Source organism: Bacillus cereus group sp. BfR-BA-01350, from assembly GCF_022663775.1.
Lineage (GTDB): Bacteria > Bacillota > Bacilli > Bacillales > Bacillaceae_G > Bacillus_A > Bacillus_A paranthracis.
On sequence record NZ_JAKUGD010000003.1, the window covers coordinates 15,852 to 31,014 of the forward strand.

The following is a 15,163-nucleotide window of genomic DNA, read 5'->3' on the forward strand; positions in this document are numbered from 1 at the left end:
AAAGACCGCTTGAATTATTCAAGTGGTCTTTTTCTATATACATTTTGCAATTGTTCAATTGCGTTATCTGCTTCTTTCATCACTCTCTCCACTACATGCTGAGCTGATTCTATTCGTGCTAATGACGACGCTTGTCCCGCCCAAAGCGACATATATTCTCCATTATTTTGTTTTGCTGCTTCTTGGCGTATTTTAGAAGTTAATACATTTTGCACCGGATACATCGGAAGCCCTTCTTCTTTCCCTTCATGCTTCTCTATAAATTCATTACGAATACCGCGTGCATATTTCCCGGAAAACGCCCGAGTTACAGTTGTGCTCGTATCTGTACTATGTAAAACTGCTTCTTTATACACATCATGCGTAATACTTTCTTCACTCGTTAAAAAGGCTGATCCCATTTGAACAGCTTCTGCCCCCAGTGTAAATGCAGCAACAAGCCCTTGTCCGTTCATTACACCACCTGCTGCAACAATCGGGATATGCGGAACTGCTGCTACTAGCTGCGGAATTAATGCGAACGTACCAATCATAGCGTCCTGTTCTTTCCCGATAAACGTTCCTCTATGCCCTCCTGCCTCGCTACCTTGACCGACAATAATGTCTACTCCTAATTCAGCAAGCACTTTCGCCTCTGCCACATGAGTAGCTGTGCCGATGACTTTTATTCCACTTCTTTTCAAATCATTTATCTCTTCTTTTTCTAACGTTTGAAACGCAAAGCTAACGACTGGTACTTTTTCTTCTACTAACACTTGTAATTGTTCTTTATAACTTTTTGGAAGCTTTACCTGCTCTTCTTCCTCTATACCGAATTCTCTATTCACTCCGCTAAGTAATCTCTTTGCCAAGTTTATCTTCTCTTCTTCTATCTGTATCTCTTTTGTTAAAAGTAAATTAACACCGAAGGGCTTATCTGTTAGCTCCCTTATTGTATAAATTGCTTCACGAATTTGTTCTGGGCTCATATAGCCTGCTCCAAGAGTACCTAATCCTCCGCTATTACTTACAGCTGCAACAAGTTTTGGCGTCGTAATCGTACCCGCCATACCTGCTTGAATAATGGGATACTTAATTTGTAATAAATCTATGACTCGACTTGTAAACATCATTTCTCCTCCTATTCTCTTTATATCTTCTTTATTTGACAAACTTTTCCCTTCTTTTACAAGGATTGAACTTCCTATGAAGCGAATATATTGAAAGTGAAGGAGGCTGAAAACAATGATATATCCAAATGCATTACAACAAGGTGATACAGTAATGATTATTGCACCGTCCGGCCCACCAACAATTGAAAATGTATTAAAAGGTGTAAAGGTATTACAAGAAATGGGTTTATCTGTAGTAATCGGGAAGAGTGTTTCTGAGAAATATGGATATTTAGCTGGAAGGGATCAAGTCCGGCTTGATGATATACATGAAGCATTTTCAAATCATGAGGTAAAGGCCGTTTTCTGTGCACGAGGTGGTTACGGTAGCGCTCGTCTCCTCCCTCACATTCAATATGAAATCATTCGGCAAAATCCAAAAATCTTTTGGGGATATAGCGATATTACAGCTTTACATACTGCCTTTTCACGTTATGCAAAGCTTATTACTTTTCATGGCCCAATGGTTGAAGAATTAGGGAAAGGTGTAGATTCTCTTTCTTTATCTTCTTTCAACCAACTATTTCATCCGTATTCAACCATCTTATCTGCTTCAGAATGTATCGTACCTAGCTCTTCCCGTACAGTTACAGGTCAGTTAGTTGGAGGCAATTTAGCGGTGTTAACGAGTATCATTGGCTCCTCCTACGAGATAAATACAGCCAATAAACTTTTATTGCTTGAAGACATTGGGGAAGAACCGTATCGCGTTGATCGTATGTTAAATCAGCTACTTTTATCTGGAAAGTTTCATGAATGTAGTGGTGTTATTTTTACAAGTTGTCATGACTGCACTCCTTCTAAACCATCTCAATCATTGCAAACAATACTATATGAATATTTCACTCCATATGCTATACCTGTCCTATTCGGTTTACCGATTGGACATATAAGCCCAAACATCGGAATCCCTCTTGGAGCTACAGCGACAATAAATATAAATAATAAAACACTCTCTATTTCTTCTGGCATAGCTACTCCGTGTTCAAATTAAAAAGGAAAAGCAATTCAGCTTTTCCTTTTATCCCGCTTTAATGGGCAGTAAGACCCCCACATCAAAATTCAGCGAAAGCAAAGAAGTTAGGTGGGGGTCGGGCTGCCCATTAAAGCCCGATTGGTTCAACTAATAATCAGTGGGGGATGAAGAACCCCCCACTGATTAAAGTTTCACTTTATTTATAATAGTTAAAAATTCGTCCAGATGCGATATCTGCAATTTCTTCTGGAATAAATGTTTTACTTATATCAGTACCGACATTTAATACGGCTGTAGCATCTTTCTCAATGCTACTAAATAATTCTTTCCCACGTATCGTAATAAGGGGTGTTCCTTCTGGCAATACATCTTTCACAAATTCCATTTGTGTAAAGAACGGAACGATCCATCTACCCTCTCCTTGGAAATGACGCAAACGAAGTATCCCTTCTGTTGCACCTTCCTCTGCTTCTAGTGAGCCAGCAACATAAAACTCAGTAGATAAGAGCAATTCATAAAATTCCTTTTGCTTTTGTTTGTCATCCCCTGCTACAACAAGTACTTCTTCTATTCTCTTTACCGGAATTTGCTCCATACGATGCCACCCCTATTTTTTAAATGATTGTACTTAGATTATACGAAATATTCTTATTTTTTTCTACATAATTCGCAATTATTTTCTTAAAATAATTTTAATGCTTCTTTTGTCGTCACAATCGTAGCAAACTCTTCATGTAAATTTACAAGTGTCATATTGTGAATATCTTCTGCACTATACTCTTTACCATCTAGACCTTTACGATTAAAAGTAGCCGTCGCATCACGCACTAAATACGTTGTAAATCCTAAATTACCTGCCATTCGTGTCGTAGTCTCCACACAGTGATTTGTCGTTAATCCTACAATCACTACTGCATTACATTTGTTTTCTCTTAATTGCTCTTCTAAATTTGTTCCAATGAACGCGCTGTTAACGGTTTTCTGAATAACCACTTCACCTGACAATGGTTTCACTTCTTCTTTAAAGTTAACCGTTTCTGCTCCCTCATAAAACATTGACTGATCATTTTCTTTATTTACATGTTGAATATGAAAAACTGGTCGTTTCCTTTTTCTCCATTCTGCTAACAAAATTCTCATATTTTCTTCAGCAAAAAGATTATTTCTCTCACCCCAGTATGGTAATTGAAACGCCTTTTGTACATCAATTATAATAAGTGCTATTTGATTATTCATCATTTCCTCCTTCATTCGGCTGCAATTGAAATAGAAAACCAAGTTGTTGTGACGCAGTAATAAAACAAATATACGCGCAAAGCTCTACAATTTCTTTTTCTGTCCAATATTGTTTCAATACATGAAACATAGTATCATCTATCGCCTTTTTGTCATGAATAAATGTATGCGCAAAAGTAACTGCTACACCAATTTCTTCTACCTTTTGCATATCATCAGGCCTTCCCTTTGCCATACAGTACGGGCATTCATTCCCATACGCTAATGTTCTTCTCACTTGCTCCTTTAACTCTGCTGAAAGAGTTCCTTTATTGTATAATGTATTTTCTAATGTACTCCACGAATGTAATATTTCCGGATTATGACCTAATAACCTTTGAAACTTTGTATCTCCTACATTTGATAATGAAATTCTCTCCATTATTTTTCCTCCTATTCCCTTCAGTTTTATTGTAAAATAAATAAAGTTCTCTTTACATTTCATATGAATCTTAATTTATATTTTTCCTTTACAAAAATTATCATTTTACTGGAGGTATATTTACAAATGCAACTAGACCGTGTTGATCGAAAAATTTTAAATGAATTATATAATGATAGTCGCCTTTCTATGCGCGAATTGGCAAAACGAGTAAACTTATCTGCTCCGTCTACTGCAGAACGTGTTCGTAAACTCGAAAGTGAAGGCGTGATTCAAAAGTACACAATCGATATCGATTATAAAAAAGCAGGACTTGTTTTAGATTGTATTTTAGAAATCACTTTAAAAAATGGTGATACAACACGTATGCAACAGTTCATTCAGTCCTATCCATCTGCAAGTTTTTGTTACCGCGTAACAGGAAGCTTGTGCTACATTGTAAAAATCTCTGTTCCTTCACTTGTTGAACTTGAAGAATTTATTAATGATGTTTCTTCATATGCAACGACTGTTTCTCATATCGTATTATCAGAAATATCTCTTACTCCTGATATTGAACATATCTTTCCAGAAGATTAATTAATTTTTATTCATAAAATATATAAAAACCCCTTACAATAAGAATAAAAATAATATATTATGTATTAAAATACATAAAGTTCGAGAAAGGGGCTTTACATTGAAAATCTGGTTTTATGAAAAAACGGCACACTTAGATGACTTGCTTGGCATTTGGGACAATGTTCCGACTATCCCTCGAATTGGTGAAAAAGTTGAGATTTTAAAAGCGGTGCGCACTGTTACAGATATTAAATATGTAAAGAACGGCAATAATTTTCGTGTGGAAATTATTACAAAGTAAAAAGTAGCTCACAAGGAGCTACTTTTTACTTATCTATTATGCGCTTTCTTTATAACGATTTTATCGTCTTCTACAGATACTGTTACATAATCATTTTCTTCTAACCCGAGCTTATTTACAGCCTCATCTGGTAGCTCTACAGCCATCAATCTATCTGTTACAATCACTTGACTATACACTTCATTTTCTTGTGATGCACTCACTACTTTTTCCTTATTTATGAAGCGCACTGGTGGCACACCCACTTCTTTTACCGTACGCCATTGTTTCCAAACGTAAGGAATTAACCAAAGTAATCCAACAACTGTAAGACCGATACCGATCCATAAATTACTTTGCGCTTGTAATTCAGGAATTGAAATTGCGCTACTCTCTTCTCCGCCAACAAATTGCATACTTGTTGCAATTAAATTATTTAGAGCGTGTACAGCGATATTCGTCCATATATTTTGTGTCTTTATGTATAAAAGACACATAACAACACCAAACATGAACGCACCAATAACATCAAAATGTCCTAAGCCAAAAATAATGGAAGATATAATGACAGCTTTTTTAATCCCCCATTTATAAGCCATTCGCTGTAAAAAGAAGCCCCTAAAAATAACCTCTTCCATAATTGGTGCTAATACACATGCTGAAACGAAAGTAAATATCGTCATATATATGTTACTCGTATTAATAACAGTTCCGTCTTCTAACATAGTAACTAAGAAATTCGGTAACGTATGTGCTAATATGTAAAATTGAATATGAGATATACCGACTGAAAAAATCATTCCCATTATCGTTGCTAATACAATTAATCCCCACGGTAAACGTCCTGGCTTATCAAAAAAACTATTAAATACAACATTATTTTTATTGGTTTTTACGTATAACCAAAATAATGGAAATACAAAAAACACAGTTATTTGTGAAATAACCTCCATCGTATTCTCAGAAACATTTGATAGACCTAATGGGATCATCGTAAGGAACAACCCTATGATCATCCATCCAAAAAAGCTACGTAGCCTTATACGTGAAAATGCATAGTGCATATAGAACACCTCCAAAGTTAGTAAAAGTAAATGGGCGGATAACTACATTATAATATGAATATAGTTGAAACTCTTCCTATTGTTCTCAATTACTTTCAAACAACATATCTCTTAAAATACTATATTACTGCTCTTCAAGTTGCACTACCTGAGCAAGTTATGTAATAAAAATCCCCGTTTTTACAAGCGGGGATTTCTTTTATTATAATACGTCACGTTTTTGGAATAATGCACTTGATGCTATAAGTAATACAACAATATACGTAATCACAAGTAATAATGAAGTTGTAAACGTAAATTCTGTGAATGGTGGTTCTGCACCACGATTAATTAATTTATTGCCATCGTAAACATTTAAATTTAAATGGAACAACACAACAAATTTTTCGGAGCCTTTTGCAAGCATCATAAGCATCATCTTAATTGGCTGTTGTAGGAAAAAGAAGAACAATGTAATAATTAATGGCAATACAGATTTTCTAAATACATTTGCTAAGAAAAATGCAAGCGTCGCAAAGAAGAACGGTGAAAGTACTTGGTATAAAATAGATTTCATTACGATTCCTACCGTTAATTCTGTTTTACTACCATCCATTACAATTCCGCCAATAATCATTGCAATTAACGTGCTAGCAAATATGATAAATACTATAGTAAGTAACACTGTAATATATTTAGAGAATAAAACTGTCATTCGTTTTCTTGGACGGATTAATAACTGCTTAATTGTACCTTTTTGAAACTCATCCGTAATCATACGAGAAGCAATTGTAATTCCAAATATCGTTGTAAACAAAGTAATTAAACCAATATCTGAACTTGCAAAATCTAAATATGATCCTTTAAATTCAGTTCCTTCTCCCCATTTCAACATCACTAAAACTCCCAAAATCTCCAATACTGCAATAACACCAATTAAAATATACATTCCTTTTTTCGCATGCAGCTTTAAAAATTCATTTTGAATTAATTTAAACATTACGCTTTCACTCCCCCTGTAATCGCTAAGAACTCATCCTCTAACGTTTTATTTTGAACAGTAACTCCGTATACAAGCACATCGTCATTCACAAGTTTCTTTACAAGTTGCGGAATTTCTTCTTTCGTTACAGATACTACAATGACATTTCCTTGCGCCTTACCTTGAACGATTTCATTTGCTTTCTGTACTTGATCTACTTCAAACGCTACAACTACTGTCTCATCATGTTTTGCTTGTTCATGTAAGTTGTACTCTTGTACAAACTCACCTTGCTTAATAATAACGACGCGATCACACATGAGTTCAATTTCACTTAATAAGTGACTTGATACGATTACAGCAATATTCTCTTCTTTCGCTAAACGTTGTAAATAATCACGAATTTGACGAATACCAGCTGGATCTAATCCATTTGTCGGTTCATCTAAAATTAAAATTTTCGGCTGATGAAGTAATGCCTGTGCAATTCCTAAACGCTGTTTCATACCAAGTGAATATGTTTTCACCTTTTTATGAATCGCATGCTCTAATTCAACCAGTTTTACAATTTCAGCAATGCGCTCTTTACTAATTTGTGTAATTGCCATATTCACAAAATGCTTTAAGTTTTGCATTCCTGTCATATAATCATATAGTTCAGGATTTTCTACAATCGCTCCAATTTTCTCTAGCGCCTTTTCACGCTCCGTGCGAATACTATGACCGCAAATTGTAATATCGCCCTCTGTCATTGAAATAAGACCTGTCATCATACGGATCGTCGTTGTCTTACCGCTACCGTTTGGTCCAAGGAACCCGTATACTTCCCCTTCACGAACTTCAAATGATAAACCGCGAATAATTTCCGTTCCACCAATTTTTTTTCGAACATTCTCTAATTTTACTACTACGTTTCCCAATGCTGATTCCTCCTTTAGACTTCTAGTTTTTTATCGATTATGCGACCTGTTATATAAACAAGTAGAATAAATATTCCTATAGAAAAACTAAGGCTATATAAATTCATAAGTTTTTCCGGATAGAGAAACACATCCGCTCCTGATGATTCATCTATATATACTAATTTTTTTATTAAAGGTGCAGCAGGTGCAAGACCGCCCAACATTCCATATATAGTACCTAATAATTTTGTTACTAGTAAAAATAAGAAAAATACCATTGGATATTTTAACTTCTTCTTTTTCAAAGAAAACACTTTAACGCTTGCTACTGAAAAAAGTAATACTAGCAATATGCTAGATAAATTAAATACATATAACATAGTACTAAAGAGGTGCTTTAGTGGATTGAATACACTTTGAGTAAATAATACTTCATAGAGCTCTGTACCTTTTATTATTTTCATAGAAATACCATATAAAAAAATAGAACCCATTAATTCAAAAATAAGTAAATAAATTACAACGTATAACAATATTGCTAAAACAATCTTTTTACCCGATATCGATGTTAACCGAAATAATGTGCTTTCAGTCATTTTTCCAAATGCAGACACCGCCTGAATAACTATCATTGCTAAAAAAGTTATATATACTAGAATAACGAAACTAACTATAATTGTTTGTCTTACTTCTCCTGATTCTTGCTTAATATAATTCCCCAAACTTACGAAAGCTACAGCGATAACGAATATAAATGATAGCAACGAAATAATAATTTGCTTTTTATTTATATTGTACATGTATATTAAGCTCGGCTTCATCTACTAAACACCTCCTTAAACACATCTGTGACCGCTTTCCCTCTTTGAAAACGTAATTCTTCTACATTTTCATACAATACAATTTCCCCATCTTTTAAAAAGATTACTTCATCAAAAATATTTTCAACTTCATTTATTAAATGAGTCGAGATTAGGATTGTACAATCTTCTCTATAAAATTGTAGAATAAGTTCCAGTACGTGTTCCCTAGAAATGAGATCAATCCCGCCCAACGGTTCATCTAGTACGTATAACTTCGCTTTCCTCGAAAATGTTAAAATGATTTGTAGCTTTTCAACCATCCCTTTTGATAAAGCTGTAATTTTTTCTTCTAACGGTATTTTAAACTCCACAACCGTATCTACCGCTTTTTGAATGTCAAAGTCTTTATAAAAATCACGGTAGAAAAATATAGAATCTTTTACCGTCATCCAATCATCAAATACTGGTTTATCAGACATAAAAGAAACAATTTCTTTCGTTTCTAATCCTACCTTTTTACCAGCGATTGTAATACTACCTTCAGAAGGATGCTGCAGACCAGCAATCATTTTCAATAACGTCGTTTTCCCGCTCCCGTTATCTCCAACAAGCCCAACAATTTTTCCTTCGGTAATCTCTATGTTTAATTCACGAATCACTGCTTTTAATCCGTATCTCTTCCATAAGTTTTCTATTTTTAATAGCTCTGTCATTCGCTCTCCTCCCTTTTCTCATGTAATGAAGAACGAAGGATTGTAAGAATTTCTTCTTCTGAAAAACCTAAATTGTCCATTCCATCTATAAAAGAATGAAGTAATTCTTTCGCCATCTCTTTTCGCAGCTCCATAATTTTCTCCCCTTCATTCGTTACATATCGTCCCATTCCTCTACGCGTTACAACCACTCCATCTCGTTCTAGCTCTTGAAATGTACGCTGAATCGTATTTGGATTTACTTGTAATTCACTCGCTAATTCACGTACAGAGGGAATTTTATCACCAGGCAATAAATGTCCTGTTACGATTTCTTTTTTTATGTATTCCATTACCTGAATGTAAATTGGTGTATTTGGAGAAAACTCTATTTTCATTTCTTCCCTCCTTTTGTATCGGTGTACTAGTTAAATAATACACCGATACAAAAGGATTGTAAATACCCATTTACTTACAAAAAGATTCTATCCGTTAGCTGGATAGAATTTTTCAAACAGAAATCGTTATATGAAAATAATAGTGTTATGTAAACAAAATCATAAAGAAAAGCTGTCTTATCAATGAATAAGACAGCTTTTCTTTATGATCATATATTAAAAATTAAACACGAAGTCATCATCAGATAACTTTTCAACGTTCGTCGCTTTTACGTAACCATTTCCTTTTACAGAGAAGAAATCATGGTTTTTCGTATCTGTACGCAAACCATTTAAAACGATTGGGTTAATTTCTTCTTCTTCAAACTTTGGCTCAAGTCCTAAGTTCATAAGTCCTTTATTCGCATTGTAACGAACGAAACGATTTACATCCTCTACAAGGCCAATAGAAGTGTAAATTTCTTCTGTGTATGCCATTTCAATTTCATATAGTTCCATTAATAACTCTTGCGTTTCTTTTTGCACTTCTTGTTGATCTTCTGCAGAAAGTTCCGCGAAGATTTGTTGTGCTAAAATACCGACGAATACGCCGTGAATTGACTCATCCTTTACCTTCACATAGATTCGCTACTCCTATGCCGTTTATACAGCTTACAGTTTCCTGTAAGAAGAGACTATATCATCTACCTTCTCAGGTAGCCCTCCATTTCGATTTAAGGGATTCTCACCCACCGCTTGGCCCTACTCCTATTGCGGAATTTCACCGCCATTGGGATAGTCGTTGAACGTTCCTTTATCTACGTATCGCACCCACCACTGTTTATACAGTTTTCGGTGTCTGATACGGCTTCCTGTGCCGCTCGATAACCCATGTTTTCTTTCAATGGATGCATTTGATTCACCGGCTTGTAACATCTGAACAATGTCCAAAAACATTTCAAGAGTAACACGTCCCCTTGTTTTCAGTTGGTGCTCAGATTTTACCGGAATATAATTTCGCACTTTTTCCCAAAGATGTTTAAAACGTTTCTTATGTCGAATTAAAGACACATAATTAGGATGAAGATTATATATTTCAGCAATTTCTGGGTTTGTCTTGCCGTCCTTTAATAATTCTACAATCTCAAAAAATTGCGCATCTGTAATTTTGGATTGTGGATTTTTTTCACCTATAACACGTTGTCTTTTCTTTTCTAATTGTTCTTCAGTGAATTTAATTCCACCCAATCCTTCTCCACCTAAAGTTAAATTATAGCCATTATTATAAGAATCATACTGCCAAATATACTGTTGTTCAATCTCACTCAATTCTTCCAATGAACATTCTATCTCCTCTAGAACTCCATATTCTAAGGTGAATTCATATTTACAGTATGCTGCTTGTAAATACCTATTATAATGTGTGCCACTCTTTAACATCCACATATGTTCCTTAATTCGTTTTAAATTCGAAACTTGCACATCTTTACCAATATAATACTTCCCATTGATTTTCAAATAGTAAATTCCGTACATGTTATCGCTAGATAAAGGCTTCGCTGCTGATTGCCCTATCAGCTATTCTCCTTTCCATCCATTGATAGTTAGAGAATAACCTGAATGTATGTATTCATCAATAATATAACAGATAAATTTACAATAGGGGTTCCCAGCAATTAAAAGGGTTTTTCAATTGGTATCTCTACCAAAAGCCGCTATTAGTTAACGGATAATAAGGTTAATAATCTCACCACTTGCTGTTAGTTTTCCTTGACCAGCTAAGTAAAGTGGATAGAAGAATCCACTATAGAATAGGTAACTTTCTAAGAACACACTTGCTACCATTGCCATGTATAACTCTTTTTTCGTTACTTCAGGCTTTAATAAACGACGATAGTAACTTGTAATAATACCAGCCTTTTTCTCAAGTAACGGATGGTTGTCTACCCATTCGAAAATATCATCGATTTCTTCTTCAGTAGCTAACGTTGTGAAAATATGACTGTAACTCTTCGCATGTACTTCTTCCATAGCACCCATGAAAGCTAATACACTTTTTGCTTGTAAATTTTCAAGATGAACAAGTACAAGAGGCATTCCTTCGCCACCTTGTTTCGTATCTAAAAGTGTTAAACCACCTAATACACGCTTATAAGCAATTTGCTCTTCTTTCGATAATTGCACCCAAGTATTTTTGTCAGACGAAACCGCAATTTCTTCTTCTGTCCAAAACTGAGCGATGTTTTGCTTCCAAAACATTAAACTGAAATCGTCTTCTTTTTTATTCCAGTTAACAGCGCGCATTGAATCACCCCTATATCTATTATTGTTCTACTGAACGGTTAAATTTCCATCTAATAATGAAAAGCTAACCGTTTAGTAGAACAAACCAAGTATGAGCAGGGTTCATAACCCTGCTCATACTTTTGGGTTATTCATTTAGTATGGCAATATGCCATTAAACGGTACAAGCCACACACTCTTCCACGCTTAATTTACGTGTTCTCGTATAATACAGACTCTTTAAGCCTTTTTTATGTGCATAGATGTAGTAACGTGCTAATTCACGTGTTGAAATATCACTATTAACGTAAAGAATTGTACTAATACCTTGATCAATATGTTCTTGAATTTCTGCGATTAAATCAATTAATTTAAACTGATTCATATCGTAAGAAGATTTATAGTACCAGAACGTATCTTTTGATAAATACGGCATTGGATAATATGTTGTCGCATTCGCATACGTTCTTGATTCGATTTGACTTACGATCGGCATTACGCTTGAAGTTGCATTTTGAACGTAACTGATCGATTGTGTCGGAGCGATAGCAAGACGATATGAGTTATATAAACCATTCTTCTGCACTTGCTCTTTTAAACTTGTCCAATCTTCTTTTGTTGGAATATGAATTCCTTCAAATAATTGCTGAACTTTTTCAGTTACTGGGCTGTAATCTGTCGTTTCATACTTTTCAAAGTATGTCCCATTCGCATAATCAGATTTATCGAAGTCTTTAAATGTTTCGCCTTTTTCTTTAGCGATTTCCATACTTTTCTCAATAGAGTAGTAATTTAACATCATAAAGAATGTACGAGCGAACTCTTTCGCTTCTGCACTTTCATAAGCGATTTTATTTTTTGCTAAATATCCGTGTAAGTTCATTGCGCCAAGCCCCACTGAATGAAGCTCATCATTTGCTTTTTTCACAGTTGGTGCATTCGGAATGATCGTCATATCAGAAACAGCTGTTAAAGCTTCCATTCCCGCATGAACTGCTTCACGAATTTCTTTATTTTCCATTACATTTACGATATTTAACGATCCTAAGTTACAGTTAATATCACGACGGATAATGTCATCTGTACCATAATCGTTAATTTCAGAAGTTTCTTGAAGCTGGAAGATTTCTGTCTCGAATGTTCAACCGAGTTCGCTACTCCTCAGTCCGTTGCTCATGCAACTGCTGTATGTCACCATACAGGACAGACTATATCATCACCTACAGCATTACCTGATTAGGTGCTCCGCTTTTCGAACGCCAATCGCTTGCGCTCTACTCCCATAAGGGATAGTCGTTAGGCTTTTACTTATCTTAATCTTTCAGAAAGTCTCTTATTACTTTATGTTGTCCCATAACTCTGCTATACAAAATAATAAGATACATTCTGAACTTTTATATTTTCATTCTAAGATAAGATTTAGCACGGTAGGTTACCTCAAATTTGAGGCTTTCCCCGTTTAACGGAGTTTTCGACTAGCATTTCTACTAGAAGGTGCTACATATTTAACACAAGTTCGACATCTTCACAGTTCCAATATCCTTCAATGGATGTTGGTTATTTGCATTTGATTTAAACATTAAATACGGATAACCAGACTCCAGCTGAATCATAGCAATTTTAATAAGCATATCACGTGCACTAATATCTAGCGGCTTCTTCTTCACTTTCGGATTGCTCATTAATTCATCGTACATTTCATCAATATCAATGTCATCTAAATGTTTTCCGTATTCTTTATACACCGTATAAGGCGCGAAAACATGGAAAGGTTCGTTTTTCTCAGCAAGCTCAAAGAACTTACTTGGAACGATAATTCCGATTGATAGAGACTGAATACGGCTCTTCTCATCGGCATTTATTTTTTTCGTATCAAGGAATTCAATAATATCCCAATGGAAAATGTTCAAGTATACTGCGCCAGCACCTTTTCGTTGGCCAAGCTGATTCGCATATGAAAACGAATCTTCAAGTAACTTCATAACAGGTACTACACCACTTGCAGCGTTGTCGATACCTTTAATTTGCTCACCACGTGCGCGTAGCTTAGATAAGTTTAAAGCTACTCCTCCGCCGATTTTTGATAATTGCATTGCAGTATTAATGTTAAAGCCGATTGAATTTAAGCTATCATCCATCTCTAACAAGAAACAAGACACCATTTCTCCTCTTCTGCTTCTTCCCGCATTTAAAAAGGTTGGTGTCGCTGGTTGGTAGTTTTGTTTGACAATCATGCTTGCGAATTGTTTTGCCTTCGCAACATCACCGCGTCCTAAGTATAATGACACAATTGCTACACGATCTTCATAGCTTTCTAAGTATTGTTTTTGATCATTTGTTTTTAACGCATAATCTTTGTAGAACTTAGATGCTGCCATATAAGATTGGAACTCGAAGTTTTCACCATAAGCGATGTTATATACCTCTTCTACTTCCTCCAAGTTATACTCGTCCAGAACGTTGTAATAGTAATCATGTTCTTTCATATACTCCATTCGCTCTGCCACGCTATTAAAATGAACGGTATTCTCTCTAGCTTCTTCCATAAAGACTTCTAATGCCTCTTTATCTTTATGAAGCTGATAAAAACCGTCCTGCATTTGCGTGATTTCATTATTCAGTTCAATGTGTCGCAATCTCCCGCACCCTTTCCTTAAAATATTCTACATCGTTATTTGTTCCTGATAACTCAAATTTTGATACAATAGGCACTTCATATTTAGCAGAAATTTTGTCAGCACTTGCACCGAACATGTCTCCCCAGTTACGATTGCCGCTTGCAGATACGCCTTTTAATTTTTCATTATTGCGCTCTAAAAATTCTAAAACACGTTCTGGTACATTGCCAAAACCTGTTGTATACGTAATTAAAATAAAGTCTTCATCTATTACTAGATCTTCACCAATTTGAACGGCCGGCATATTTAATTTGTGGATGAAACGCTTTACGTTTCCTGTCATAGAATCATATGCAACTAACATTTCCGACCCTCCCTTTTCAATCTATACTCTCTGTATGTTGTTTCTTGATTTCTCTATATATTGTATTACGTTTCAAAATAAGACACAAGATATATGTATAAATTCTTTCTTTTTTTAACTTTTACTTTTCGACAAGACCATCAATTTTTTTCAATACAATGACTATGAAACAACATTCTAAAACTCATGTCAATAAAGTGCTTTTCAAAAAAGTTGTCAACGAATTTAACCTTATTTTTAAAAAAGTTACCAATATATTTTGTCATAAAACGGCAAATGCTGGAGGAATATATTTCTCCAGCATCACGCAAAAAAGAACAGACATGAAACGATAATCTGTTCTAAAAAACGATTACATTTATCAATTTTACTTTATTAAATATTATACATATAGTTTCGGTTCGCGTTACATACTAAAAGATAGCTATTATGGAAAAAGATTATTATTATGGAAATTCAACTTATTTATGAAAA

At 34.8% G+C, this 15,163-nt stretch carries 16 protein-coding genes and 3 pseudogenes; 3 read left to right on the top strand and 16 right to left on the bottom strand.

The window, feature by feature from the left end:
* Positions 1-14 precede the first annotated feature (14 nt).
* A complete protein-coding gene (locus tag MR147_RS07805; RefSeq protein ID WP_074610760.1) occupies positions 15-1,109 on the bottom strand; it encodes an NAD(P)H-dependent flavin oxidoreductase in 1,095 nt (364 codons plus the stop codon).
* Positions 1,110-1,224: 115 nt separating this feature from the next.
* On the opposite strand from MR147_RS07805, the gene MR147_RS07810 reads away from it, so the two are divergent.
* Entirely contained in the window at positions 1,225-2,145 is a 921-nt protein-coding gene (locus MR147_RS07810; RefSeq protein WP_074610758.1) for a S66 peptidase family protein, read from the top strand.
* Positions 2,146-2,323: 178 nt separating this feature from the next.
* Here the strand turns inward: MR147_RS07810 and MR147_RS07815 are convergent, their stop codons facing one another.
* From MR147_RS07815 to MR147_RS07825, 3 genes are all read right to left on the bottom strand, one after another.
* Complete coding sequence (locus MR147_RS07815; protein ID WP_000435209.1) at positions 2,324-2,722, bottom strand: SseB family protein; 399 nt, start codon at positions 2,720-2,722, stop codon at positions 2,324-2,326.
* Positions 2,723-2,808: 86 nt separating this feature from the next.
* Positions 2,809-3,363, bottom strand: coding sequence for a cysteine hydrolase family protein (locus tag MR147_RS07820; protein WP_001064620.1), 555 nt, complete (start codon positions 3,361-3,363; stop codon positions 2,809-2,811).
* Complete coding sequence (locus tag MR147_RS07825) at positions 3,356-3,847, bottom strand: carboxymuconolactone decarboxylase family protein (RefSeq protein WP_139302917.1); 492 nt, start codon at positions 3,845-3,847, stop codon at positions 3,356-3,358. The genes MR147_RS07820 and MR147_RS07825 overlap by 8 nt, the downstream gene beginning before the upstream one ends.
* Before the next feature lie 63 nt (positions 3,848-3,910).
* Here MR147_RS07825 and MR147_RS07830 point away from each other — a divergent pair, with 63 nt between their 5' ends.
* Complete coding sequence (locus MR147_RS07830) at positions 3,911-4,363, top strand: Lrp/AsnC family transcriptional regulator (RefSeq protein WP_001175495.1); 453 nt, start codon at positions 3,911-3,913, stop codon at positions 4,361-4,363.
* A gap of 100 nt (positions 4,364-4,463) precedes the next feature.
* A complete protein-coding gene (locus MR147_RS07835) occupies positions 4,464-4,646 on the top strand; it encodes a DUF3913 family protein (protein WP_074610755.1) in 183 nt (60 codons plus the stop codon).
* Between the two features lie 29 nt (positions 4,647-4,675).
* On the opposite strand, the gene MR147_RS07840 is transcribed toward MR147_RS07835, so the two are convergent.
* From MR147_RS07840 to nrdI, 12 genes and pseudogenes are all read right to left on the bottom strand, one after another.
* Complete coding sequence (locus tag MR147_RS07840; RefSeq protein WP_074610753.1) at positions 4,676-5,689, bottom strand: CPBP family intramembrane glutamic endopeptidase; 1,014 nt, start codon at positions 5,687-5,689, stop codon at positions 4,676-4,678.
* Between the two features lie 202 nt (positions 5,690-5,891).
* The gene (locus MR147_RS07845; protein WP_074610751.1) at positions 5,892-6,668 is read right to left on the bottom strand and encodes an ABC transporter permease; all 777 of its coding nucleotides are present in this window, start codon (positions 6,666-6,668) and stop codon (positions 5,892-5,894) included.
* Positions 6,668-7,570 (bottom strand): ABC transporter ATP-binding protein, encoded by a 903-nt coding sequence (locus MR147_RS07850; protein WP_074610749.1) that lies wholly within the window; start codon positions 7,568-7,570, stop codon positions 6,668-6,670. The genes MR147_RS07845 and MR147_RS07850 overlap by 1 nt, the downstream gene beginning before the upstream one ends.
* 14 nt (positions 7,571-7,584) lie before the next feature.
* Positions 7,585-8,373: a hypothetical protein gene (locus MR147_RS07855; RefSeq protein ID WP_000804798.1), complete on the bottom strand. Its 789-nt coding sequence runs from the start codon at positions 8,371-8,373 to the stop codon at positions 7,585-7,587.
* Positions 8,370-9,068, bottom strand: coding sequence for an ABC transporter ATP-binding protein (locus MR147_RS07860; protein ID WP_000137735.1), 699 nt, complete (start codon positions 9,066-9,068; stop codon positions 8,370-8,372). The genes MR147_RS07855 and MR147_RS07860 overlap by 4 nt, the downstream gene beginning before the upstream one ends.
* Positions 9,065-9,445, bottom strand: a complete 381-nt coding sequence (locus tag MR147_RS07865; RefSeq protein WP_000687513.1) for a GntR family transcriptional regulator — start codon at positions 9,443-9,445, stop codon at positions 9,065-9,067. The genes MR147_RS07860 and MR147_RS07865 overlap by 4 nt, the downstream gene beginning before the upstream one ends.
* A 216-nt stretch (positions 9,446-9,661) precedes the next feature.
* Positions 9,662-10,057: pseudogene (locus MR147_RS07870) on the bottom strand (ribonucleotide-diphosphate reductase subunit beta); the annotation flags it as partial.
* Between the two features lie 135 nt (positions 10,058-10,192).
* Positions 10,193-10,960: a nuclease gene (locus MR147_RS07875; RefSeq protein ID WP_001997017.1), complete on the bottom strand. Its 768-nt coding sequence runs from the start codon at positions 10,958-10,960 to the stop codon at positions 10,193-10,195.
* 189 nt (positions 10,961-11,149) lie between these two features.
* Positions 11,150-11,728, bottom strand: a pseudogene (locus tag MR147_RS07880) (ribonucleotide-diphosphate reductase subunit beta); the annotation flags it as partial.
* 154 nt (positions 11,729-11,882) lie between these two features.
* Positions 11,883-12,833, bottom strand: a complete 951-nt coding sequence (locus MR147_RS07885; RefSeq protein WP_074543497.1) for a ribonucleotide reductase large subunit — start codon at positions 12,831-12,833, stop codon at positions 11,883-11,885.
* A gap of 382 nt (positions 12,834-13,215) precedes the next feature.
* Positions 13,216-14,343, bottom strand: a pseudogene (locus MR147_RS07890) (ribonucleotide reductase N-terminal alpha domain-containing protein); the annotation flags it as partial.
* A complete protein-coding gene (gene nrdI, locus MR147_RS07895) occupies positions 14,330-14,689 on the bottom strand; it encodes a class Ib ribonucleoside-diphosphate reductase assembly flavoprotein NrdI (protein WP_000959450.1) in 360 nt (119 codons plus the stop codon). The gene nrdI and the pseudogene MR147_RS07890, both read right to left, overlap by 14 nt.
* Positions 14,690-15,163 lie beyond the last annotated feature (474 nt).

Coding starts and splice junctions, on each gene's coding strand:
- MR147_RS07860 (WP_000137735.1), bottom strand. CDS start 9,068: ATGACAGAGCTATTAAAAATAGAAAACTTATGGAAGAGATACGGATTA.
- MR147_RS07815 (WP_000435209.1), bottom strand. CDS start 2,722: ATGGAGCAAATTCCGGTAAAGAGAATAGAAGAAGTACTTGTTGTAGCA.
- MR147_RS07840 (WP_074610753.1), bottom strand. CDS start 5,689: ATGCACTATGCATTTTCACGTATAAGGCTACGTAGCTTTTTTGGATGG.
- MR147_RS07805 (WP_074610760.1), bottom strand. CDS start 1,109: ATGTTTACAAGTCGAGTCATAGATTTATTACAAATTAAGTATCCCATT.
- MR147_RS07825 (WP_139302917.1), bottom strand. CDS start 3,847: ATGAAATGTAAAGAGAACTTTATTTATTTTACAATAAAACTGAAGGGA.
- MR147_RS07875 (WP_001997017.1), bottom strand. CDS start 10,960: ATGTACGGAATTTACTATTTGAAAATCAATGGGAAGTATTATATTGGT.
- nrdI (WP_000959450.1), bottom strand. CDS start 14,689: ATGTTAGTTGCATATGATTCTATGACAGGAAACGTAAAGCGTTTCATC.
- MR147_RS07855 (WP_000804798.1), bottom strand. CDS start 8,373: ATGAAGCCGAGCTTAATATACATGTACAATATAAATAAAAAGCAAATT.
- MR147_RS07865 (WP_000687513.1), bottom strand. CDS start 9,445: ATGAAAATAGAGTTTTCTCCAAATACACCAATTTACATTCAGGTAATG.
- MR147_RS07845 (WP_074610751.1), bottom strand. CDS start 6,668: ATGTTTAAATTAATTCAAAATGAATTTTTAAAGCTGCATGCGAAAAAA.
- MR147_RS07810 (WP_074610758.1), top strand. CDS start 1,225: ATGATATATCCAAATGCATTACAACAAGGTGATACAGTAATGATTATT.
- MR147_RS07830 (WP_001175495.1), top strand. CDS start 3,911: ATGCAACTAGACCGTGTTGATCGAAAAATTTTAAATGAATTATATAAT.
- MR147_RS07820 (WP_001064620.1), bottom strand. CDS start 3,363: ATGAATAATCAAATAGCACTTATTATAATTGATGTACAAAAGGCGTTT.